We start from the raw sequence: 17,822 nt of genomic DNA, 5'->3' as shown, positions 1-17,822 counted from the left end.
CCTATAATAGTCCTTTCGTCAATTCCCTTGTTTTACAAAACAATGTTTAAGAGGAGGCTTTACCGTTTATATGAAAAGTAAGCATTCTATAAGGAGGAGTTCCATGTCTTTCAAAAAAACACTGAGCGTATTGGAAAACTTGCACTTACAAAAACCTGATAAATTATTGACTGTTTATTTGAATACTGACCGCAGCGACCACGATCAGCAGGGCGGTGAATGGAAGATTGCCCTTAAAAACGGGTTCAACCGCCTGGAAGAATACCTTGAAAGTGCTCCCGAGGAAAAAGAAAGGCTTCAATCAATCCGACCGAAAGTAGAAAACTATGTATATAGTTTAGAACGTGAACTGCCGAGAAGCTTTATCATCTTCGCTTCAGCCGATAGTGGCATTTGGGAGACCTTCGAGCTTCAAGTACCGGTTGAAACGAATTTTTATTGGGAGGAGAATCCTTCCCTGGATCAATTGAAATCCTTACATGAAGAATATCCTTACACGGGATTGGTGCTTCTTCAGCAAAATCAAATCAAAATCCTCACCTCCGCCTTTGGAGAGATTCAGTCCAGCGAGTTTATGGAATTCGACTTAGAAACAGAGGATTGGCGAAAGCATGAAGGTCCCCACCACTCAGACGTTAGCATGGGAAGCGGCGGCGGAAAGGCCAATCAGCAGGAAGAATTCGAAAATCGCCTCAAAGCGAATCAACAACGCTGGTGGAAAAGTCTGGGCAATATCCTGGACAAAAAAGCCGTTGATGAAGAGTGGGAACGGATCTTACTCGTTGGCGATAAAGAAGAGGCCGCTGTTCTGGAAGACAGCATGAATAAAGAGGTTCATGAAACGATCGGCAAAAACTTGCTGAATGAAAATGAGCATAAAGTTGTGGAGAAGTTACTGGCATAAAAATGCTTTAAAAGACCACTGTCCTTGGGATAAGACGGTGGTCTTTTTTTGGTGGTTATCCTCCATTCTTGTCTATCGCAAAATCCGCACACAACAACGACCAACCATCCCATAACAAAACAATTTCCTCAAAACAAGCACACGCCCCTCACATAGTCATACACTGAAATAAGGAGGTGTGTGTCCGTGCTTTCACGAATTAAATGGTTATCCTTTTCTATCGAATTGTTTTTGGCTGTTCCGATCTTTGGCAATATTGCTGGTGATGCGATTCCTTTTCTCCTGTGTTTAGTGGCTATTTGGCATGCGAGCGTGCTGTATATTTCAAGGTCAGAAGATCAGCCAATCCTTGGAAGTGCACTCGGTATCCTGGCTTCCTTCTTAAACTTTTTCCCGGTCATCCGATTGATTGCCCATGCAATCACTGCAATTGTACTTATTTTTGAAATCCAGAAGGCTCCCGGGATGGAGTGAGTTGCAAAAAACAAAGGATGATTCTCTGCAAAGAGAATCATCCTTTTCAGTTTGACCGTTACATTTTTTCACACGCACTTTCTCCAAGGCATTCTGCATATAACCCCGGGGCGAGCCACTCCCCCTTTTTGATTATGATCACATAATTAAAAACAGCAAAGCCCTCTCCAGACTTTGCTGCTCTCTACAACTTAAATTCCCATTCTTCACTTAATACCAGGTAAAAAAGGAGAAGGGTATCCTCCAGCTCCTCATACGTTTTATCCTTCATCTCTAATCCCAGTTTAGGATAGAGGATAAGGGCAAGCTTTTTGGTTAATTGGTTTCGTTCTGAAAGGGGGAGCTGAACAAATCGGTTGCTGTACGTTTTGACCAGATTCCATTCTTTCGCACCGAGCTGTTTTAATTCCCGCTCTTCCACTATTAAGTTCTCTTTGCTTAAGCCGCGGCGGCGGATTTCCTTCTCGATTGCCTTTTCTTTTCGTTTTCCTTTGACGCGTCGCTCATGAACAACGATGGTTCCGGCAACGAGATCCCCCACCCTCTTATGCTTAGAATGCAGGAAGATCATGACCATACCAATGAAATAGGAGACGGGAAGCATGTCGATGATTCTTAATAGATTACGAATGAAGCAGGATAGGAGAGTGACGCTGTGTCCGTTTTCCTGCATCACCCGGATCCCCAGCAATCGCTTTCCTACCGTCTTTCCACCCCAGAAGTATTCTAAAGCAAAGAAATACCCCCAGTTGAGAAAGAAGATGGCGATGATGGCGATCCCCCATAGTGTCGAGTTGATTTCCAACATACTAAATATGCCATTATTCCCCGACGTCGCAAAAAACAAGAGAACAACGATCAGGACGTTTACGATTCCTAACAGCAGCTGATCAACCATCAGGGCTGCAGCCCGGCTGCCTAATCCTGCAGGTTGGAATTGCAGGGAAACATATTCCGGGGTTTTAATATCGACTTGTTCTTCATGCAATACAATCCCCTCCTAATGGATGAATTTACCTTTAATGGTTTCTATTTTTTTCTAAACTTACTATAATAAGAGATAAGAAATCAAAAGAACAAGTAGGTGTCACAATGAATGTGAAGCAATTTGTCAAACAGCACAGGGACGACTGGAAGCAGTTAGAAAATCTCCTCGGAACCCTTCGCAAGAGGAAGAACACAACGGGCCCTGCCATTGATCAATTTAACCATCTTTATCAAAAGGCTGCCCAGAATCTTTCCTACAGCCAAACCTATTTTCCCGGAGAAGAAGTAACTGATTATTTGAACGGCCTCGTATCGAAGTCTCACAATCTATTATATAAAGACCAAATCTCGAGTGGAAAACAGATTAGACATTTTTTCTCCACGACATTCATCGGATTACTACTTGAACAGTGGAAGTTCGTTGTCACGGCGATGCTTTTATTTACGATCGGTGCGATCGGTGCCTTTATTTCTGTCGTGAATGATCCTCTTCACCTATATTCCATTTTACCAGCTGAGATGTCTCAAGGAGTGGATCCTTCTAATCTAGGGAAAAGTGACGGACAAGTGGATTCTTCACTTATGTCGGCTGCCATTATGACCAATAACATCAAAGTCGCCTTCCTTGCCTTTGCCGGCGGTGTGACATTTGGCTTGTTGACGGTCTATATGCTTGTGTACAACGGTATCATTGTAGGTGCCCTGGCCGCTGTCTTCTGGCACCAGGGAATGAGCTATGAATTCTGGGCTTACATCGTCCCCCATGGCATGATTGAGCTGACAGCCATATTTATTGCAGGCGGCGCGGGACTCTTGATGGGCTATAAGCTCTTTGTACCTGGACGTTTCACACGAGGCTACCAATTAAAGCAGCAAGCCAAGCGATCCGTCCAGTTGCTCCTAGGGACGGTGCCCTTGTTTGTGATTGCCGGAATCATCGAAGGCTTCATTACGCCTGCTGCCATACCGCTACTCGCAAAATATATGGTTGCCTTCTTAACGGTCATCGGTCTGATTCTCTATATGACGATCGGAAAGCTTCGACTAAACAAAGCGATCCTACAGTAACCCCCGGTTCATCATATCAATATAGTAAGAAACAGCCGTTGCGGCCAGTTTCTCTTCACGGGCCTCCACCATCAGGAGGCCCTCTTTTTCCCACTTGGCTTTCTCCTTTTTCTTCACGAGCATCTGCTTCTGAGCCATACTCTTCATCATCGCCTGCTGAGAATCAACAGGCTCTGTCTTGATCCGGTTGACCAACGTTTCATCTTCTATCCCAATCGTTAAAAAGAGATGCTGCTTCCGGAGACGCTGTAAATAAAACAGGGCGCTGTTTTCATGAAGGAAGGTGTGTACGTCACTGAATAATAAGAGCAGACTCCGCTTTTTCTGAACCGTCTGAACATAGTGGAGGACGGCAGCATAATTGGATTCGGCTGCGTCTACTTCCAAATGATATATACGATGAAGAATCGTTTGCAGATGCGGCATCCCTTTTGCCGGAGGGATATATACCTTGACATCTTTACTGAAAGCAAGGACTGACACGTAGTCCCCATTTTGAAGGGCTGCTGCCGTCACGGTCAGTGCCGCCTCCAGGGACTTCTCCAACCGGTTTCCTTTTTTCAATTCCGCTCCCATCATTCTTCCGCAATCAATGAGAATCGTAATGTACTTACCATGCTCAGGTTCATATTCATTGGTCATAACTTCCCGGAGCTTTGCGGTTTGACGCCAGTTGATCTTTCTTGGATCGTCCCCGAGCACATAATTTCTAATCTTGGAGAATTCTCCAGAACCGCTTTGTTGCTTACGGATTTTTACCCCTTCATACAGTAGAAACTGCTGAGCACTTTCCAATACTTTTTTCGTTTCGGTGAGGTCTGGAATGACTTTCACCCCATCATGGAGCTCCACTGTTTTTTGTTTTTCCCATAAACCGAGGGAACTCCGATAGCGAAGATACAGCTTCGTCAGGTTATAGTCTCCCCTTACCGGTGTCACCACACCATAGGTAAGGGTACCTGCTGAATCCTGTGCAAGCTTCCCTTCTAAGGGAAAGGATGCTTGAAAGCTTTGCGGGGTACCATCCAGGATCTGAAACTCCATGCCACGGGAAGATCTGTTTATAATTTCCAAATCAACGACATAATCCAGACCCCTTTCCATTTGATCCGGAATATGGCGCTTGACGTCTACTTCCTTTTTGGATGGCGACAGAGTCAGGTCAATGAGACTCACGACGATAAATAAGCCGTTCAATACAAAAATGAGTGTCCATGTCAGTCCAATAAACGTTCCTGCAAGAAGGATGGCAGAAAATAGGAGATACGAGATCAACAACTTCGCCGTCGGCAAAATCCCCTTATCTTGGAACAGGAATCGACCCAACAAGTTCTTGGATGACTTGGTCAATGGTCACTCCCTCCAATTCTACGTGAGGAGATAGCTGTATGCGGTGTCTAAGGGCAGGTCTTGCCACGATCTTGATATCATCAGGTGTGACATAGTCACGTCCTGACAGATAGGCCCATGCCCGTCCCGCTTTTCCAATCGATATCGCCGCCCTTGTACTTGCCCCGAAGCGGATCGATTCCGTTTCACGGGTCTTTCTCACAATCTGCATAATATAATCCAGCACCGCGTCACTAAGTGTGACCTCCCCGATTTCCCTTCTGATGGAAAGGAAGGTTTCCATATCGAGAACCGGCCCCACACTTTCCGCATAATGATTCTCGATCACTTGTTTCAATACGTTTTTTTCTTCTTCAAAGGTTGGAAAATCTATGTCCAGCTTAAACAGGAATCGATCCTGCTGTGCCTCAGGTAGTGGATAGGTACCCTCGAATTCAATCGGATTCTGGGTCGCTACCACGAAAAACACCTCTTCAAGAGGATACGTTGCCCCTTGGATCGTCACTTGCTTTTCCTCCATGGCTTCGAGCAGGGCCGCCTGGGTTTTGGCAGGTGTCCGGTTGATCTCATCAGCTAATAACACATTTGTGAAGATCGGTCCTTTGATCGTTTGGAAACTGCTATCCTTCATATTGTAAATCGTACTACCCGTGATATCACTCGGTAACAAATCCGGTGTGAATTGAATCCGGTTATAGCTTCCCCCGAGTAATTGGGAAAGAGTCTTGACCATCTGTGTCTTCCCTGTGCCAGGGACTCCCTCTATCAGCACATGACCCCCTGCCAGAATGGAAGACATCAAGAGTTTAAGATTCGTACTCTGTCCTACAATGCGCTCTTCATATTTCTCCATTAAGGATGTGATTTCTGGTTTCAACGATCCTCCACCTCTTTCCTGAATAGTTCTATTTTTTTCGACCATAATACGTATTCCTGTTTACTGATGCGTTCTTTCTCTAATACAGCTCCTATCCCCGATAAAAACGCAGCGATTTCTTTCTTAGAAACGGTTGATAATTTCCGTTCTAACGGTTCGTTCAATTCCAACCATTCCTTACTCGTCGGAATTCCCCACCGTTCCTGGAACAGAACTCTTACATACCCTGCTTGAATCACTAAAGATTCTTTGTATTGGCGCCCTTTTAAGTACCAGGCTGAAAGCGCCTTGATCCGTTCATCACTGAATCGGACCGTCTCTTCCCTCGGTATGAGAATACCTCCAAATCGTTTCCCCCTCATCCAGAGCCAAAGGACTGTGAGGATCAGCAATTGAAGGATTAAAAGCAACAGCCACTGGGGATAAAGGCTAGTAAGGCTTGCCTCACTCTCTCCCCCGTGAAGGTATTCATCGACGAGAATCGTTTTCCCGTCGGCTCCACCGCTTTTTAATAGAGTGAGAACCAGCGGAAGATGATCACTATCAAGAATATTCCCGTTCATTGCCCATCCCGGTGAAGTAGAGACAATCAATTGACCCTTTCCCATAGGAGAGCTGTAGGCAATCGTTCCATCCCGATCATCCAATAGAACGGTATCGTCATCCGACGTTTCTAATCTTGTGTCTGATAATAGATCTGTTTGATATGTATTTCCTTTACCATCACGGATAAGCGGATCGCCCATCCCTTTCCCTATTAAGACCGTCTTCGTGTCAAACATACCTTTTGGATTATCCTTTAGAAGAAGAATCGTATTCCCTGCTTTCATGAAATTCTCGTAAGCTTCCATTTCTTCTTGTTCAGGGATTGAAAACGGTTCTATCATAATCAGTAATTGATCAGATTCAGCCGCAGGCAGCCTATCAGGTGAAAAAGACCAGCGTTGTATAGAAACACCTTCGTTTTCCAAATAGGTATAAAGGGCTTTTATTCCAGAAGGAGAGGGAGACTCGGAAAAATAGGCTGGATACTCCTTAGGCTTTTCAGGAGAAAGAAATATACCGATGATGATAAATAAGCTTAGAAGTGTGGTGAGCCAGACCCACGCCTTTATATTTGTTTTCAATGCTCTTTCCTACCTCCTTTCTCTTATGAGTAAGGTTGTGAATCCGTTTCATGCTCCAACCAGCTTAGAGCTTCCTGTTTATAGGGAAGATACTCGTCTTCCTCCACTTCCCGCTCACCATAGGCCACCTCATCAAACAGAAGTGCCAGCCTGTAGAATCGCTCTGCCCAATCTCGGTTCACTTTGCGCAGTTCATCATAGTACTCCCAATTTGTTTTCCAAACCTTTGCTTTGAGATAGTCTCTTTCATGAAAGTATAAAAGGAGGCACAGGAACATATGGCGGGTTGCTTTCGAATAATCTTTGAGCCCCTCTTGTTTATAAGCTTCTTCTAAATGTCTATCATAGGACCACTCCATCTCATTCATGGATTGAAGTGGTTTATTCGAACGGAATTTCCGTTTTCTTACTCCGTTTCGAATGGCGAAAAATGCAACAACGAGGAGAATGGCCACTACAATGACAATCAACGTGATAAGGATGCCCGATGCCGCGCCGCCAGTCGGTTCAAGAGAAGGGAACAGTTTTTCCAGCTGCTCAGCCAGCCATTCCTTTGCCTTCCCCCACCATTTGGCAAGCAGTCCCTGAGACTCATCATGATAGGCCTTATATTCCTCCCCATCCAAGATTTCTTCTAATTGATCCCTTGCTCTGTTTTCATTCAACACTTTCTTCACCTAGCTTTCAGATCAAAAGCCTGGAAGCATGAGACTTCCGGAGCCTGACTGGATACTTCAATTGTTCAAGGAATTTATTGGATTCCGTTATAATCATCGATCATTTCATTTAAATCATCTGCGTCATGTCTCGTTTTAAGATCAAGGAACATAACCCCGAAACCAACGGCGAACAGCATCGACGTGAATAAAGACACAACGTTTACTATCATGCCGTACAGGACACTATTCCCTAATACCAACCCGAACGTTAATTCGAAGGCCGAGCTTACGATTCCAACGATCAAGCCGAATACAATGAATAATAATAGAAGGATCCATCCACGCTTCTTCGTCAGCCTCCAGCTCCTGCCGAGACCAGGTGCGTCATTTTCTATGGCTGCCGCTCCAAAATAAAAGCTCCAACGTGTTAAGAAGTAAGCTACAGCAACCGCGAGTGCAAGCAACAGGACAACTCCGGCGACCACAATCCCGACGCCCGGCTCCAGAAGTGCAGCACCGAATACTCCTGCAAAACCAATTGTAAAAATCGGAACAAATACGATACCGAATACAATCACTCCAAATAGGAGACTACTTCCGATAATCGGCCAAAAACGGGAGAATGCCTCCTTGATCACAAGCTTCACCGTAAATTCTTCATTTTTTCTCATATGATTAAGGGCAAATAAAATCGCCGCTTGAGCGATTGGAGCGAGGATTATACTGATAAGTCCAATAAGACCTGTACCAAGCTCCGCTGCCAGATTTACTTCTGGACCCCCTTCGTCCGTAAATTCACCTGAAAAGCTGTTGACAATCCCATCGAACCAGGTTTCCCCTGTGCCGACAGTCCTAAAGAAGCTAACCCCTGCTGCCAGTTCAATGAGTGCCTGCAGTAAATAAACAGGACCTAACAGAATTAGGAAAATAAGAAAAAAGTCTTTAAAGCGGTTCTTGCTTAATCGAAATGTGTGGTCCAGTATTTCACCGAACCCTTTAGGCTTACTAAATTTTGCGTTCACTTCATATCCCCCTACAAGTTTTTTCAATATTTGACAATATATCGCTTATTCTACCATTATTCCTCCTTCCGTTGATGAAAGTTTTATATTTTTTTCTCTCTTGTTACCAAAATGCACCAATCCTTATTAGATGTATATTTCACGCTTGGATTCTCATGCTTGCCATTTTTGGGAAGAAAATCCTCTAGCTTTCTTCTTTCTATACGAAAAAGTGACCCAAAAAGTTTTCTTTTTGGGTCACTTTTTCCTTTTTATTTAGCTAAGTCATGTTTAAAAGCATAAATCACAGCCTGGGTCCGGTCCTGGACTCCGAGCTTGGAGAGGATATTGCTCACGTGTGTTTTCACTGTCTTCAGGGCGATGAATAATTCATCGGCAATTTCCTGGTTCGTTTTCCCTTGTGTCATCAGGAGAAGGATTTCCAGTTCGCGATTGGTGAGCTCTTCATGAGGATGAGAAACGGTCTTTTGTCTCATGCGCGTCATCATTTTCCCAGTGACTTCAGGTTCAAGAATCGATTGGCCGTTGTACGTCTTACGTACCGCTTCGGCAATCTCACTTGCTTTCGACGTTTTCAGCATATAACTGACCGCACCGGCTTCCAGGGCTGGATAAACCTTATCATCATCCAGGAAACTTGTGACGATGATGATCTTTGCGTCCGGCCACTCTTTAATGATCTCCTTTGTCGCCTGGATGCCATCCATTTCTTTCATCACAAGATCCATGAGAATAATATCAGGCCGCAGCTCGAGGGCAAGCTGAACGCCTTCTTTCCCATCCGACGCTTCCCCGACGACATCAATATCCGCCTGAGCCGATAGATAAGAAGAAACCCCGATCCTTACCATTTCATGATCATCTACAAATACCACTTTAATCATTTTTTTCACCTTCATTCTCCACAACGGGAACCTTCACTTCCAAGCGTGTTCCCTTATTCGGTACACTGATGATTTTAAACGTACCACCGATTTCAATGGCCCGCTCCCTCATATTCTGAAGCCCATAGGAGCTTGTGACCTTCGATTCGTTCACATCAAAGCCCTGACCATCATCCACTACCCGTAAAATAATGATGGATTCTCTTTTGATCAATCGAATATCCAAGGAAGTCGCCTTCGCATGTCGCAGGGTGTTTGACACCGACTCCTGCAGAATTCTGAAGAGATGATCTTCGATTCCTTTATCAAGACTCATGTCTTCTATTTTCCACTCGATATCAAGGGGTACCTTCTGAGCTAATTCGACCAGCAACTCCTTCATTCCTTCTTGAAGATTCTTTCCTTTTAACGCAACGGGGCGAAGATGAAGGAGGAGAGCCCTCATTTCAAGCTGAGACTGATGAATCATCTGCTCCACCATACCAAGCTGCTTTTCTTCATGAGGCGTTCGTCCAGGTGATGGTGTTTCCGTGATGGCTGACATCAGCATGGATGCTGCAAATAGCTGCTGACTGACCGAGTCATGTAATTCCCTCGCCAAACGGTTCCGCTCCTGGGAAACGATTTCCTGGATTCTCTTTTCCTGCTCCTCTGCCTTTTCATTGGCAAGCTTTTGGGAATATCGCGCTTGATCCGTTAGATGCCTCCCTAACGCATCGACCTTTTTCCAAACCTGCTGCACTTCTGAGGTTGCCGTTTCAGGGAATGTGATCGTGCGACCCTGTTCCACATTCATCAGGGCATCTTCAATCTCCCTTAACTGCCGTTTATCCTTCAACCCTGTCCGGATGCCGAACACGATTCCGATAAGGATGCTTACAACGAGGATAAACCCTGCTCCCGGTATATCCATAATCTCTACTTCCCATAAGAGGGACCAATCCTCCAAGGGATACAAATAAAAATATGACAGCGATAAAAAGATCACCATCCCAAGGGAAAAAAGAATTCCTGCAACAATCTGCTTACTGACTGTGCTCATATTCTCTTCACCTCTAAATCCCCGATCCACATCGAGGTGACAATCTTCACACGCTGGACAGCCGTATCATACCCTGGAGTTTGATAATAAAGGGACTGATTGATCGCTTTCGGCTCCACTTCTTCAAAAACCTCAATTGAACCGGCAAGTACCGAGTGATGAACACTCACTTCCACATCATAGGGAATCAATATTTCAATATTGCCTAAAATGTTTCGAATCGAAACGACGGACGTTCCTTTAGGAAGCACCGTATTTCCAATATCAATGACCGAGTCACCGATCACACCCTGGATGTTGATATCATTCCATTCATATACGTCTTCCGGAGTCCGTTTCGGTCCGAACCATTCATTTTGAAGAGCGGACTTTTTCATGACGAGTGGTTCTTTGGTTTGGGTGAACGTTTCCTTAAACGTCGGAGTGATGTATTTAGGATGTTTCTTCGAATCAGCAAAACGGACGATGATAAATATAAGAATGGCAAATAATAAAAATTTAAATGCTACGGTATTAAAGATATTGATCGCTAAGCTTATGATTCCAAACCACAACAGCATCTTTCCAAGAGTACTCGGATGCTTTTTTCTTCCAATATAGATACAGAAGGCCGCAATCGAGAGAAAGACGAGAACCCCCCCATCGTAGAATGATACTTCCAACAGTATTAAAAGGGTTCCTATTAAAATGATCCAGCTGATCCCATCTGAGCGTAAACGATTGAACAAGGGGGTTCCTCCTTTCTGGTTATGTATTTATATGAATGAAGATTTTTCGACAAGAAGTTCATATATCGGGATTCCGGATCATAAATCCAAATCCCGTTCATATTTCCTCATTTCGGTTCATAAATCCCAAATCCGGATTAAAAAACCCCAAATCCGGATTAAAAAACCCTCACCTTGACATATATTTGATGATAAAACGGGGTGAACCCATTTGGGCTCCCCCTTTTTTATCGTTACTATTCGTTTTCATAGATTAGAATACCATGTTTTATGAAGGAATGGCTTCCGTTTCCTCTTTTTTCACTTCTTTTTCTAATTTAGCGATCTTCGCGTCGATCGTATTTCGATAATAAGAGGAGTTCACACCATGCTCTAAATGATCTAAGTAAGTTTCAATTTCATCGAATTTAGAGAACGCCTGGTTGTTATAACCTGAAGACGATTCAAGCACGTGATTCACCTTGTTATGGGCACGGGCAATATTCTCTCTTCCCATCAGCTCCATTCGCTTGATGTACATATCCTTCAGCTTGTGCTTCATTTCTTCATATTTTCTTTCAAGCTCTTCAAGCTCTTTCGTTGCTTTCAACTTTGATTCCTGGATACGGACTGCACGCTCTTCATAGTATTTTTGTTCCTGCAGGGCAAATTCATACAGACCTTCTTCATTTGCTTTCGATGCAACCTCAGCCTGGTATTTTCGTTTGTCGGCTAAAGCAGAAGCCTGCTGATACTCTTTCTGGAATTCTTCTTTTAATAGATATTGTCTTTCAACAAGCTTACTTACTTTTTCTACTTCCTGCTCACACTGTCTTAAATAATGATTCAATACGGCTATTGGATTTTTCTTTTCCTTTTTATCTAATGCTTCGTGCAGGTCGGACATGACTGTATTTTTAATTCGTTGAAATAAGTTTGCCAAGTGTAATCTCTCCTTTAGTTTTTTAATTGTGACCATTCTCTTTCAAAATTAGTGAATGGATCCGATGATTTTTCTTCTATAATGACTTCTTCTTTTTTCCAGTTCTTGTAGATCACATACAGAACGTATAGAGCAACCAATCCGATGATCGCCGGGAAGTTGGATATCGAAGCACTAAATGCCGCAAGACCGATCAGTGCCCATAAAATTTTCTTCATTGTGGAATCTGTTTTCACAAACCCTTTAAAGCTGTAATACATGATCACTAAAGAGATGGCGAGCCCTACAATCGGTCCCAGATTGGCAAGCAGGACAATGGCTGCAATCCCTCCGGCTAAAAGCAATCCGAATTTCTTCATATGTTGTTGCCTCCTTTCTTCTTCATGTCTCTATCCTACCTATTTTCCGGATCTCCCATAACGAGCCAGAGCTTTATTTTCGTATCAGACTTGAGGCTTAGGATAGGTAGGACTTGTCATATTTTTGGTGTTTTGGTGAGGGCGAAATTTGTCGTTTTTTTGAAGAACAGTCGATATATTGAAAATACGGTTAAAAAAATGAAAGGACGAGGCTGACAAAAGTTTTTTATCCTAAGTCAAACCCGAACAAACCTGCTTCTTAGTGTGCAGATTTGTTCGGGTATATTATTTATTTTCGAATCATTTGATTTTAGCTGTTTCCAGCGGTTGATTGGAGTGCAAGACGAAGACTCCTGCGGGAAAGTAGCTTATGTGAGACCCCGCAGGCTTGCCGAGGAGGCTCACGGGCTACCCGCGGAAAGCGTAGTCTTGCACGGAAATCATTAGCGGTATGAAGAACCTACACTTCTATTGTTCGTCTTTTTATCGTGGTTTTTTAGTTTTGTCCCAGCCTCTGAATACCAGCCGATAAACCAATAACAATCGTTCCACTCAAAATAAGGTCCGTCCCCCAAATGGGAACGGACCCTACAAGCATTATTCTGTTAACTCAAGAAATTCTTCCACATCCGCAATGCATAGCTTGATACCTTTTTCCCAGAAGGCTTCTTTGGTGATGTCTTCACCGAGGTGCTTCATCGCAAGTTCTTCGACATTCATGACCGCTGTGTCACGCAGTAACGCCATGTATTTATCCTCATAGCTTTCATCTGACTCAAGAGCTTTGGCGTAAATACTCAGCGAGAACAAATATCCAAAGGTGTACGGGAAGTTGTAGAACGGTACTCCTGTAATATAGAAATGAAGCTTCGATGCCCAGAAGCGCGGGTGAACTTCTCCAATGGAGTCAGAGAATGCTTCCTTCTGAGCGTCCACCATCAGTTCGTTGAGTTTATCAGCAGATACAATCCCCTTCTTACGTTCTTCATAGAAACGTGTCTCGAATAAGAAACGGGCATGGATGTTCATGAAAAACGCGACACTCCTCTGCAGTTTATCTTCAACTAGGGCAATCTTTTCTGCCTTCGTCTCGGCTTCTTTTACGGCAGCATCGGCGACAATCATTTCGGCAAAAGTGGAGGCGGTCTCGGCAACGTTCATGGCGTAGTTACGATTCAATGTGTGCATCGGTTTTAATGCATAGGAATGAAACGCATGCCCTAACTCGTGTGCAAGGGTGGAGACATTCGACATAGAGCCTGAATACGTCATGAAGATACGGGATTGATCACTTAACGGGAAGGATGTGCAGAATCCACCCGGACGTTTTCCTGACCGGTCCTCTGCTTCGATCCATTGGTTCTCAAAAGCCTTTTCAGCAAACTGGGCCATCTCCTCACCAAATCGGGAGAACTGCTTCAGAATGAATTTTGCACCCTCATCATATGACATGGTGCTAGTCGACTCTGCCACGGGTGCGTCCAGGTCATACCAATCGAGTCGGTCTTTCCCGATTAGTTTCGCTTTTCTTTCCAGGTATTGAACGAAAGGCTGCTTGTTCTTTGAAATAGCGCCCCACATGGCATCCAATGTCTCTTGCTTCATACGATTATACTCGAGGGGTTCCTTCATCAATTCGTCCCAGCCACGCTTTTTGTAGACATTCAAGCGAAAGCCGCCCAGGTGATTAAGTGTCCTTGCAAAGAGTTCCTCATTTTGTTCCCAGGTTTTCTCTAATTTTCCAAAAACCTCTTTACGTGTGCGCTCATCCGGGCTTGAAAGGAGATTATTAGCCTGACCGACCGATAGTTTTTTTCCATCGTGTTCAATCTCCATCGCCCCCACGATCGTGTCATACATTTGTCCCCAACCGTGATAGCCGTCAACAGCTAACGCCTGGATCAGTGACTCTTCGGTGCTGGATAGCTTATCTTTCGCTCTTTGTCTCCACTCATTGAGGACGAAGGTAATTTCACTTAGCTGATCATGCTGAAGCAGCTCATTCCAGACCTCTTCTCTGCACTCTGAAAGCTGTTGCTGAAACTTTGTAAAAGTAGAAGAAAAGTCCGCACTCAGGCTGGTCACTTCCGCGCGGAGAGAATCTGCTTTTCGGTCATGCATATTTTGAGCTTCAAGACAGCTCACAAAGGCACCTGCCTGACGCAAATACAGCATCACTTCTTTTGCTTCTTCTATAAGCTTCCACACCAGGTCACCATCACTAGCCGATTGAGGCGGATGGAATGCCAGTGCATTGTCTGCAAAGTCATTTTTCTTTTTTTCTAATGTATTGAGATGCTTTCTGAATTCCGGTGATTCACTTCCTCCTTGGAAAAAAACATCTAAATCCCAAACATCCGAATATGTATGATTTGTACGGTCCATAATGTCCCCCTAATAAATTTTCTCATTGTCCCTATCTATTTCTAATTCTCGATAAATTCCTTAAATCCTTCCTGATCTTTCACTAATCCTTTATCCCTAACTCTCTACATTTGGTTTTTAATATGACAAGAGTGGAATAGTATATTACACCACTACTTACAGGGGGGATAATCAATGAAACTGATCTTGAATATTTTAGCATTCGCTTTAGTCATTGTGATGAATACGCTGGCTGTTACTTTGCCTTTAAATAATCAATCAACGGGGGAAATCAGTGACAGGCTCGATATCATGATTACTCCGGCGGATTATGTCTTTTCCATCTGGAGCCTGATATATCTGCTGCTCGCTATTTGGATCATCCGCCAGTTCCCTAAAGACAGAAGAAATCTTCCCCTCTATAAGGAAACAAGCGGACTATTCATCCTGAGCTGCTTATTGAATTCAGCATGGATATTCGTATGGCACTACAATTACTTTCTCGTTTCGGTATTTATCATGATTGGACTTCTTTTAACTCTAATTGCCCTTTATAGACGGGTGAAGAGTAAAGGTCCGTCCCTCCTGGATATAGCCCCTTTTTCGCTATATTTAGGATGGATTTCGGTTGCCACGATTGTGAACATTACGTATTATTTGACGGACATCGGCTGGAACGGATTCGGCATTTCGGAAATGGTGTGGGCTTATCTCGGACTGTTTGTTGCTACGGTACTTGCTTTCTGGTCCCGCATCGGGCAGCATGACATGCTCTATCCGCTTGTGTTTGTTTGGGCATTTGTCGGTATCGGAGTAAAGAACATGACAGAACACTCAACCTATTCCTATACTGCCTACGCACTCGCCATTATCATCCTCATCTTTGACCTGGTCTACAAGCGAACACGACATTCATAATGTACACGAAGTTCCGTCCCTCGGGTATAGGAAGCCTTCCGATGACTTACATTAAGTGATAGGGGGTGTGTTGTATGAACCAGCAGAAGAGAAACGTCACTCGTTCCGGAACGGATATTGATGAGGTTAAACGACTCAATCAGCATTCAGGGCTGACGTATAATCAAGTGAAACAGTTACTGGGGGAACAATATAAGGGAAAGAAGTAAAATTCCGCAAAAAGAAAGCGTCGACTTAGTCGGCGCTTTCTTGATTCGTTTCATTTTGAGCTTTTATGATTTCTTTTTCACGTTGTACCGTAAGTTTCTCCTGAATCTTATTCTTTTCCTTACAGGGTTGAGTGAGACTGACAATCACATCTCCCTGCTCAATCTTAGGTGAAGCACCTTCCGTAAAGAACTCGATTCTGCTTGTAGATTTAAGAGCAAACATCAACAATGTGTTTTCATCCCGCTCCTGCAGATAAGATTCAAAGGTGTACTTTTCAGTAATATTCGTTTTTCTAAATACGTCTCCCCGTTCGACACGTTTGTTCAGCTCTTCCCACGTCACGTGGTTTTGGAAGAGGATCCGTCCGCCAATCGTATGAACCATGTCTTCAAGATCATCGTCCCGCTGGCTTCGCAGGCTCAGTTGGAAGAGGTTATTACGGCCGATCTCAGGAACAAATGTCGTACAGACAAGAGCGTTGTAAGAATCAAGCTCCGTAGCCGCAATCATGTACTCATAAGGCGTCATATCCAGATAGTATTCTGTTTGTTCGGATAGGATTTCACCACGGTAGAATGGGATCCCTGCTTTTCTGACTGAAAACAATCGCTGCCATGATGAATCCGAAATTAAAACCGGAATCTTCAGGTCTTGAAGGGTTTTGGCAAATTCAGTACTGAATTTACTTCCTCCCACAATCATAACTCCCGGTCTTTCATCAATGGCAAGGTCCAATTTTTTCGCCAGCCATTTAATGGAGAAGCCATGTGCACATACTGTAGAGAAAACAAGAGCAAAAGTCAGGGACGTCAGTATAGCCGCATCCTCGAAGCCTTTCTCTAATAGTACTGAAGCAAAATAACTAGAGACGGTCAGTGCGACAATTCCCCTGGGGGCAATCCAACCGACAAGCAATTTCTCCTTATTAGAGAGGTCCGTCCCTATTGTAGACAACCAAATCGATAATGGTCGGACGATGAAGAGCATAAGCAGGACGAATGCGACGATGTTCCAGTTAAAGATTCGTAAAAGCGTGTCTACGGTTAAGGATGCCGTCAGCATAACAAAAATGGTAGAAATAAGCAGAACCGAAATGTTTTCTTTAAAGTGACGCATATCGTCGATGGATGAGATATGCATGTTTGCAAGGGTCATCCCCATTGCTGTGACGGCTAAAAGTCCTGTTTCATGCGTGATCTGATCTGAAACTGTGAAGCAGGCAAGAACCAGTGCAAAAACAACAGGTGATTTCAAGAACTCCGGTACATGTCCATTTTCAAAAATGAAGCCAGTGAATTTCCCTAGTGCCCATCCAAAGACAACGGCAAATAGGGAAGCTGCAAAGAAGAGTAATAAAGCTAATCCCGTGACTTCATCACTTATAAAAAAATTAATGATTTCAAAAGCAAAAACGGCAAGCAGGGCACCGAATGGATCAACGACTATCCCTTCCCATTTCAGGATCGCAGCAGGTCTTGGTTTCAACTTCGCCTGTCTGAGCAGCGGTAGAATGACGGTTGGCCCCGTTACGATAAATAGTCCACCAATGACAAAGGAAACAGCCCAGGATAAACCGGCCACATAATGAGCCCCGAGAGAACCCAATATCCAAGCGAGAATGGCTCCGATGGTGACTATTCTAAATAAAGGCTTGCCTAATCCCTTTACCTCTCGAAAATTAAGATTTAAGCTTCCTTCAAAAAGAATGATGGCAACCGCCATTGATATAATGGGTTTAAATACTTCACCAAAATCGTCCTTTGGATTAATGAGACCAAATATAGGTCCTACCAGCAATCCAACAATCGACATGATGACGATGGCAGGAAGCCTGAATCTCCAGGCAATCCATTGGGAAGCGATCCCGAGTACTCCGACTAACATGATGTTAAATAAAATAGAATCGATCATAGCTTTCTCCTTTGAA

Annotated in this window: 18 protein-coding genes; 5 read left to right on the top strand and 13 right to left on the bottom strand. The window is 43.9% G+C overall.

All coding sequences use genetic code 11. The annotated features are described in order from the left end of the window. Positions 1-103 precede the first annotated feature (103 nt). Together ACYH0O_RS02625 and ACYH0O_RS02620 are read left to right on the top strand one after the other, a co-directional pair. Complete coding sequence (locus tag ACYH0O_RS02625) at positions 104-904, top strand: VLRF1 family aeRF1-type release factor (RefSeq protein WP_482631008.1); 801 nt, start codon at positions 104-106, stop codon at positions 902-904. A 186-nt stretch (positions 905-1,090) separates the two neighbouring features. After that, positions 1,091-1,378 (top strand): hypothetical protein, encoded by a 288-nt coding sequence (locus ACYH0O_RS02620; RefSeq protein WP_149154416.1) that lies wholly within the window; start codon positions 1,091-1,093, stop codon positions 1,376-1,378. A gap of 184 nt (positions 1,379-1,562) precedes the next feature. Here the strand turns inward: ACYH0O_RS02620 and ACYH0O_RS02615 are convergent, their stop codons facing one another. Then, a complete protein-coding gene (locus ACYH0O_RS02615; protein WP_482631007.1) occupies positions 1,563-2,366 on the bottom strand; it encodes an RDD family protein in 804 nt (267 codons plus the stop codon). 104 nt (positions 2,367-2,470) lie between these two features. Here ACYH0O_RS02615 and ACYH0O_RS02610 point away from each other — a divergent pair, with 104 nt between their 5' ends. Next, entirely contained in the window at positions 2,471-3,433 is a 963-nt protein-coding gene (locus tag ACYH0O_RS02610) for a stage II sporulation protein M (RefSeq protein ID WP_482631006.1), read from the top strand. On the opposite strand, the gene ACYH0O_RS02605 is transcribed toward ACYH0O_RS02610, so the two are convergent. From ACYH0O_RS02605 to ACYH0O_RS02555, 11 genes are all read right to left on the bottom strand, one after another. Further along, on the bottom strand, positions 3,425-4,783 hold the full coding sequence (locus ACYH0O_RS02605) for a DUF58 domain-containing protein (RefSeq protein WP_482631005.1): 1,359 nt from the start codon (positions 4,781-4,783) through the stop codon (positions 3,425-3,427). The genes ACYH0O_RS02610 and ACYH0O_RS02605 overlap by 9 nt on opposite strands. Continuing rightward, complete coding sequence (locus ACYH0O_RS02600) at positions 4,734-5,660, bottom strand: AAA family ATPase (protein ID WP_482631004.1); 927 nt, start codon at positions 5,658-5,660, stop codon at positions 4,734-4,736. Before ACYH0O_RS02600 ends, ACYH0O_RS02605 begins: the two co-directional genes overlap by 50 nt. Next, positions 5,657-6,787, bottom strand: a complete 1,131-nt coding sequence (locus ACYH0O_RS02595; RefSeq protein WP_482631003.1) for a DUF4350 domain-containing protein — start codon at positions 6,785-6,787, stop codon at positions 5,657-5,659. The genes ACYH0O_RS02600 and ACYH0O_RS02595 overlap by 4 nt, the downstream gene beginning before the upstream one ends. Positions 6,788-6,810: 23 nt before the next feature. Beyond that, positions 6,811-7,455, bottom strand: a complete 645-nt coding sequence (locus tag ACYH0O_RS02590; protein WP_482631002.1) for a DUF4129 domain-containing protein — start codon at positions 7,453-7,455, stop codon at positions 6,811-6,813. 83 nt (positions 7,456-7,538) lie between these two features. Next, entirely contained in the window at positions 7,539-8,468 is a 930-nt protein-coding gene (locus tag ACYH0O_RS02585) for a hypothetical protein (protein ID WP_482631001.1), read from the bottom strand. Between the two features lie 251 nt (positions 8,469-8,719). After that, positions 8,720-9,352 (bottom strand): response regulator transcription factor, encoded by a 633-nt coding sequence (locus ACYH0O_RS02580; RefSeq protein WP_148967345.1) that lies wholly within the window; start codon positions 9,350-9,352, stop codon positions 8,720-8,722. Continuing rightward, positions 9,345-10,394 carry a sensor histidine kinase gene (locus ACYH0O_RS02575; protein WP_482631000.1) on the bottom strand — a complete coding sequence of 350 codons (1,050 nt, stop codon included), beginning with the start codon at positions 10,392-10,394 and terminating at the stop codon, positions 9,345-9,347. The genes ACYH0O_RS02580 and ACYH0O_RS02575 overlap by 8 nt, the downstream gene beginning before the upstream one ends. Then, positions 10,391-11,122 (bottom strand): cell wall-active antibiotics response protein LiaF, encoded by a 732-nt coding sequence (gene liaF / locus ACYH0O_RS02570; RefSeq protein ID WP_482630999.1) that lies wholly within the window; start codon positions 11,120-11,122, stop codon positions 10,391-10,393. Before liaF ends, ACYH0O_RS02575 begins: the two co-directional genes overlap by 4 nt. Positions 11,123-11,390: 268 nt before the next feature. Then, the gene (locus tag ACYH0O_RS02565) at positions 11,391-12,044 is read right to left on the bottom strand and encodes a PspA/IM30 family protein (protein WP_482630998.1); all 654 of its coding nucleotides are present in this window, start codon (positions 12,042-12,044) and stop codon (positions 11,391-11,393) included. Between the two features lie 14 nt (positions 12,045-12,058). After that, a complete protein-coding gene (locus ACYH0O_RS02560; RefSeq protein ID WP_148967341.1) occupies positions 12,059-12,403 on the bottom strand; it encodes a lmo0954 family membrane protein in 345 nt (114 codons plus the stop codon). 597 nt (positions 12,404-13,000) lie between these two features. Beyond that, complete coding sequence (locus tag ACYH0O_RS02555; protein ID WP_482630997.1) at positions 13,001-14,788, bottom strand: M3 family oligoendopeptidase; 1,788 nt, start codon at positions 14,786-14,788, stop codon at positions 13,001-13,003. A gap of 174 nt (positions 14,789-14,962) precedes the next feature. Here ACYH0O_RS02555 and ACYH0O_RS02550 point away from each other — a divergent pair, with 174 nt between their 5' ends. Together ACYH0O_RS02550 and ACYH0O_RS02545 are read left to right on the top strand one after the other, a co-directional pair. Beyond that, positions 14,963-15,685 (top strand): TspO/MBR family protein, encoded by a 723-nt coding sequence (locus tag ACYH0O_RS02550; RefSeq protein ID WP_482630996.1) that lies wholly within the window; start codon positions 14,963-14,965, stop codon positions 15,683-15,685. A gap of 74 nt (positions 15,686-15,759) precedes the next feature. Continuing rightward, complete coding sequence (locus tag ACYH0O_RS02545) at positions 15,760-15,894, top strand: hypothetical protein (protein ID WP_262481601.1); 135 nt, start codon at positions 15,760-15,762, stop codon at positions 15,892-15,894. 25 nt (positions 15,895-15,919) lie between these two features. Here the strand turns inward: ACYH0O_RS02545 and ACYH0O_RS02540 are convergent, their stop codons facing one another. Beyond that, entirely contained in the window at positions 15,920-17,806 is a 1,887-nt protein-coding gene (locus ACYH0O_RS02540; protein WP_482630995.1) for a cation:proton antiporter, read from the bottom strand. Positions 17,807-17,822 lie beyond the last annotated feature (16 nt).

The sequence above is a fragment of the Rossellomorea sp. H136 genome (assembly GCF_056838065.1).
The sequence above is the reverse complement of the archived record's forward strand: the minus strand, read 5'-3'. Positions and strand labels throughout refer to the sequence as shown.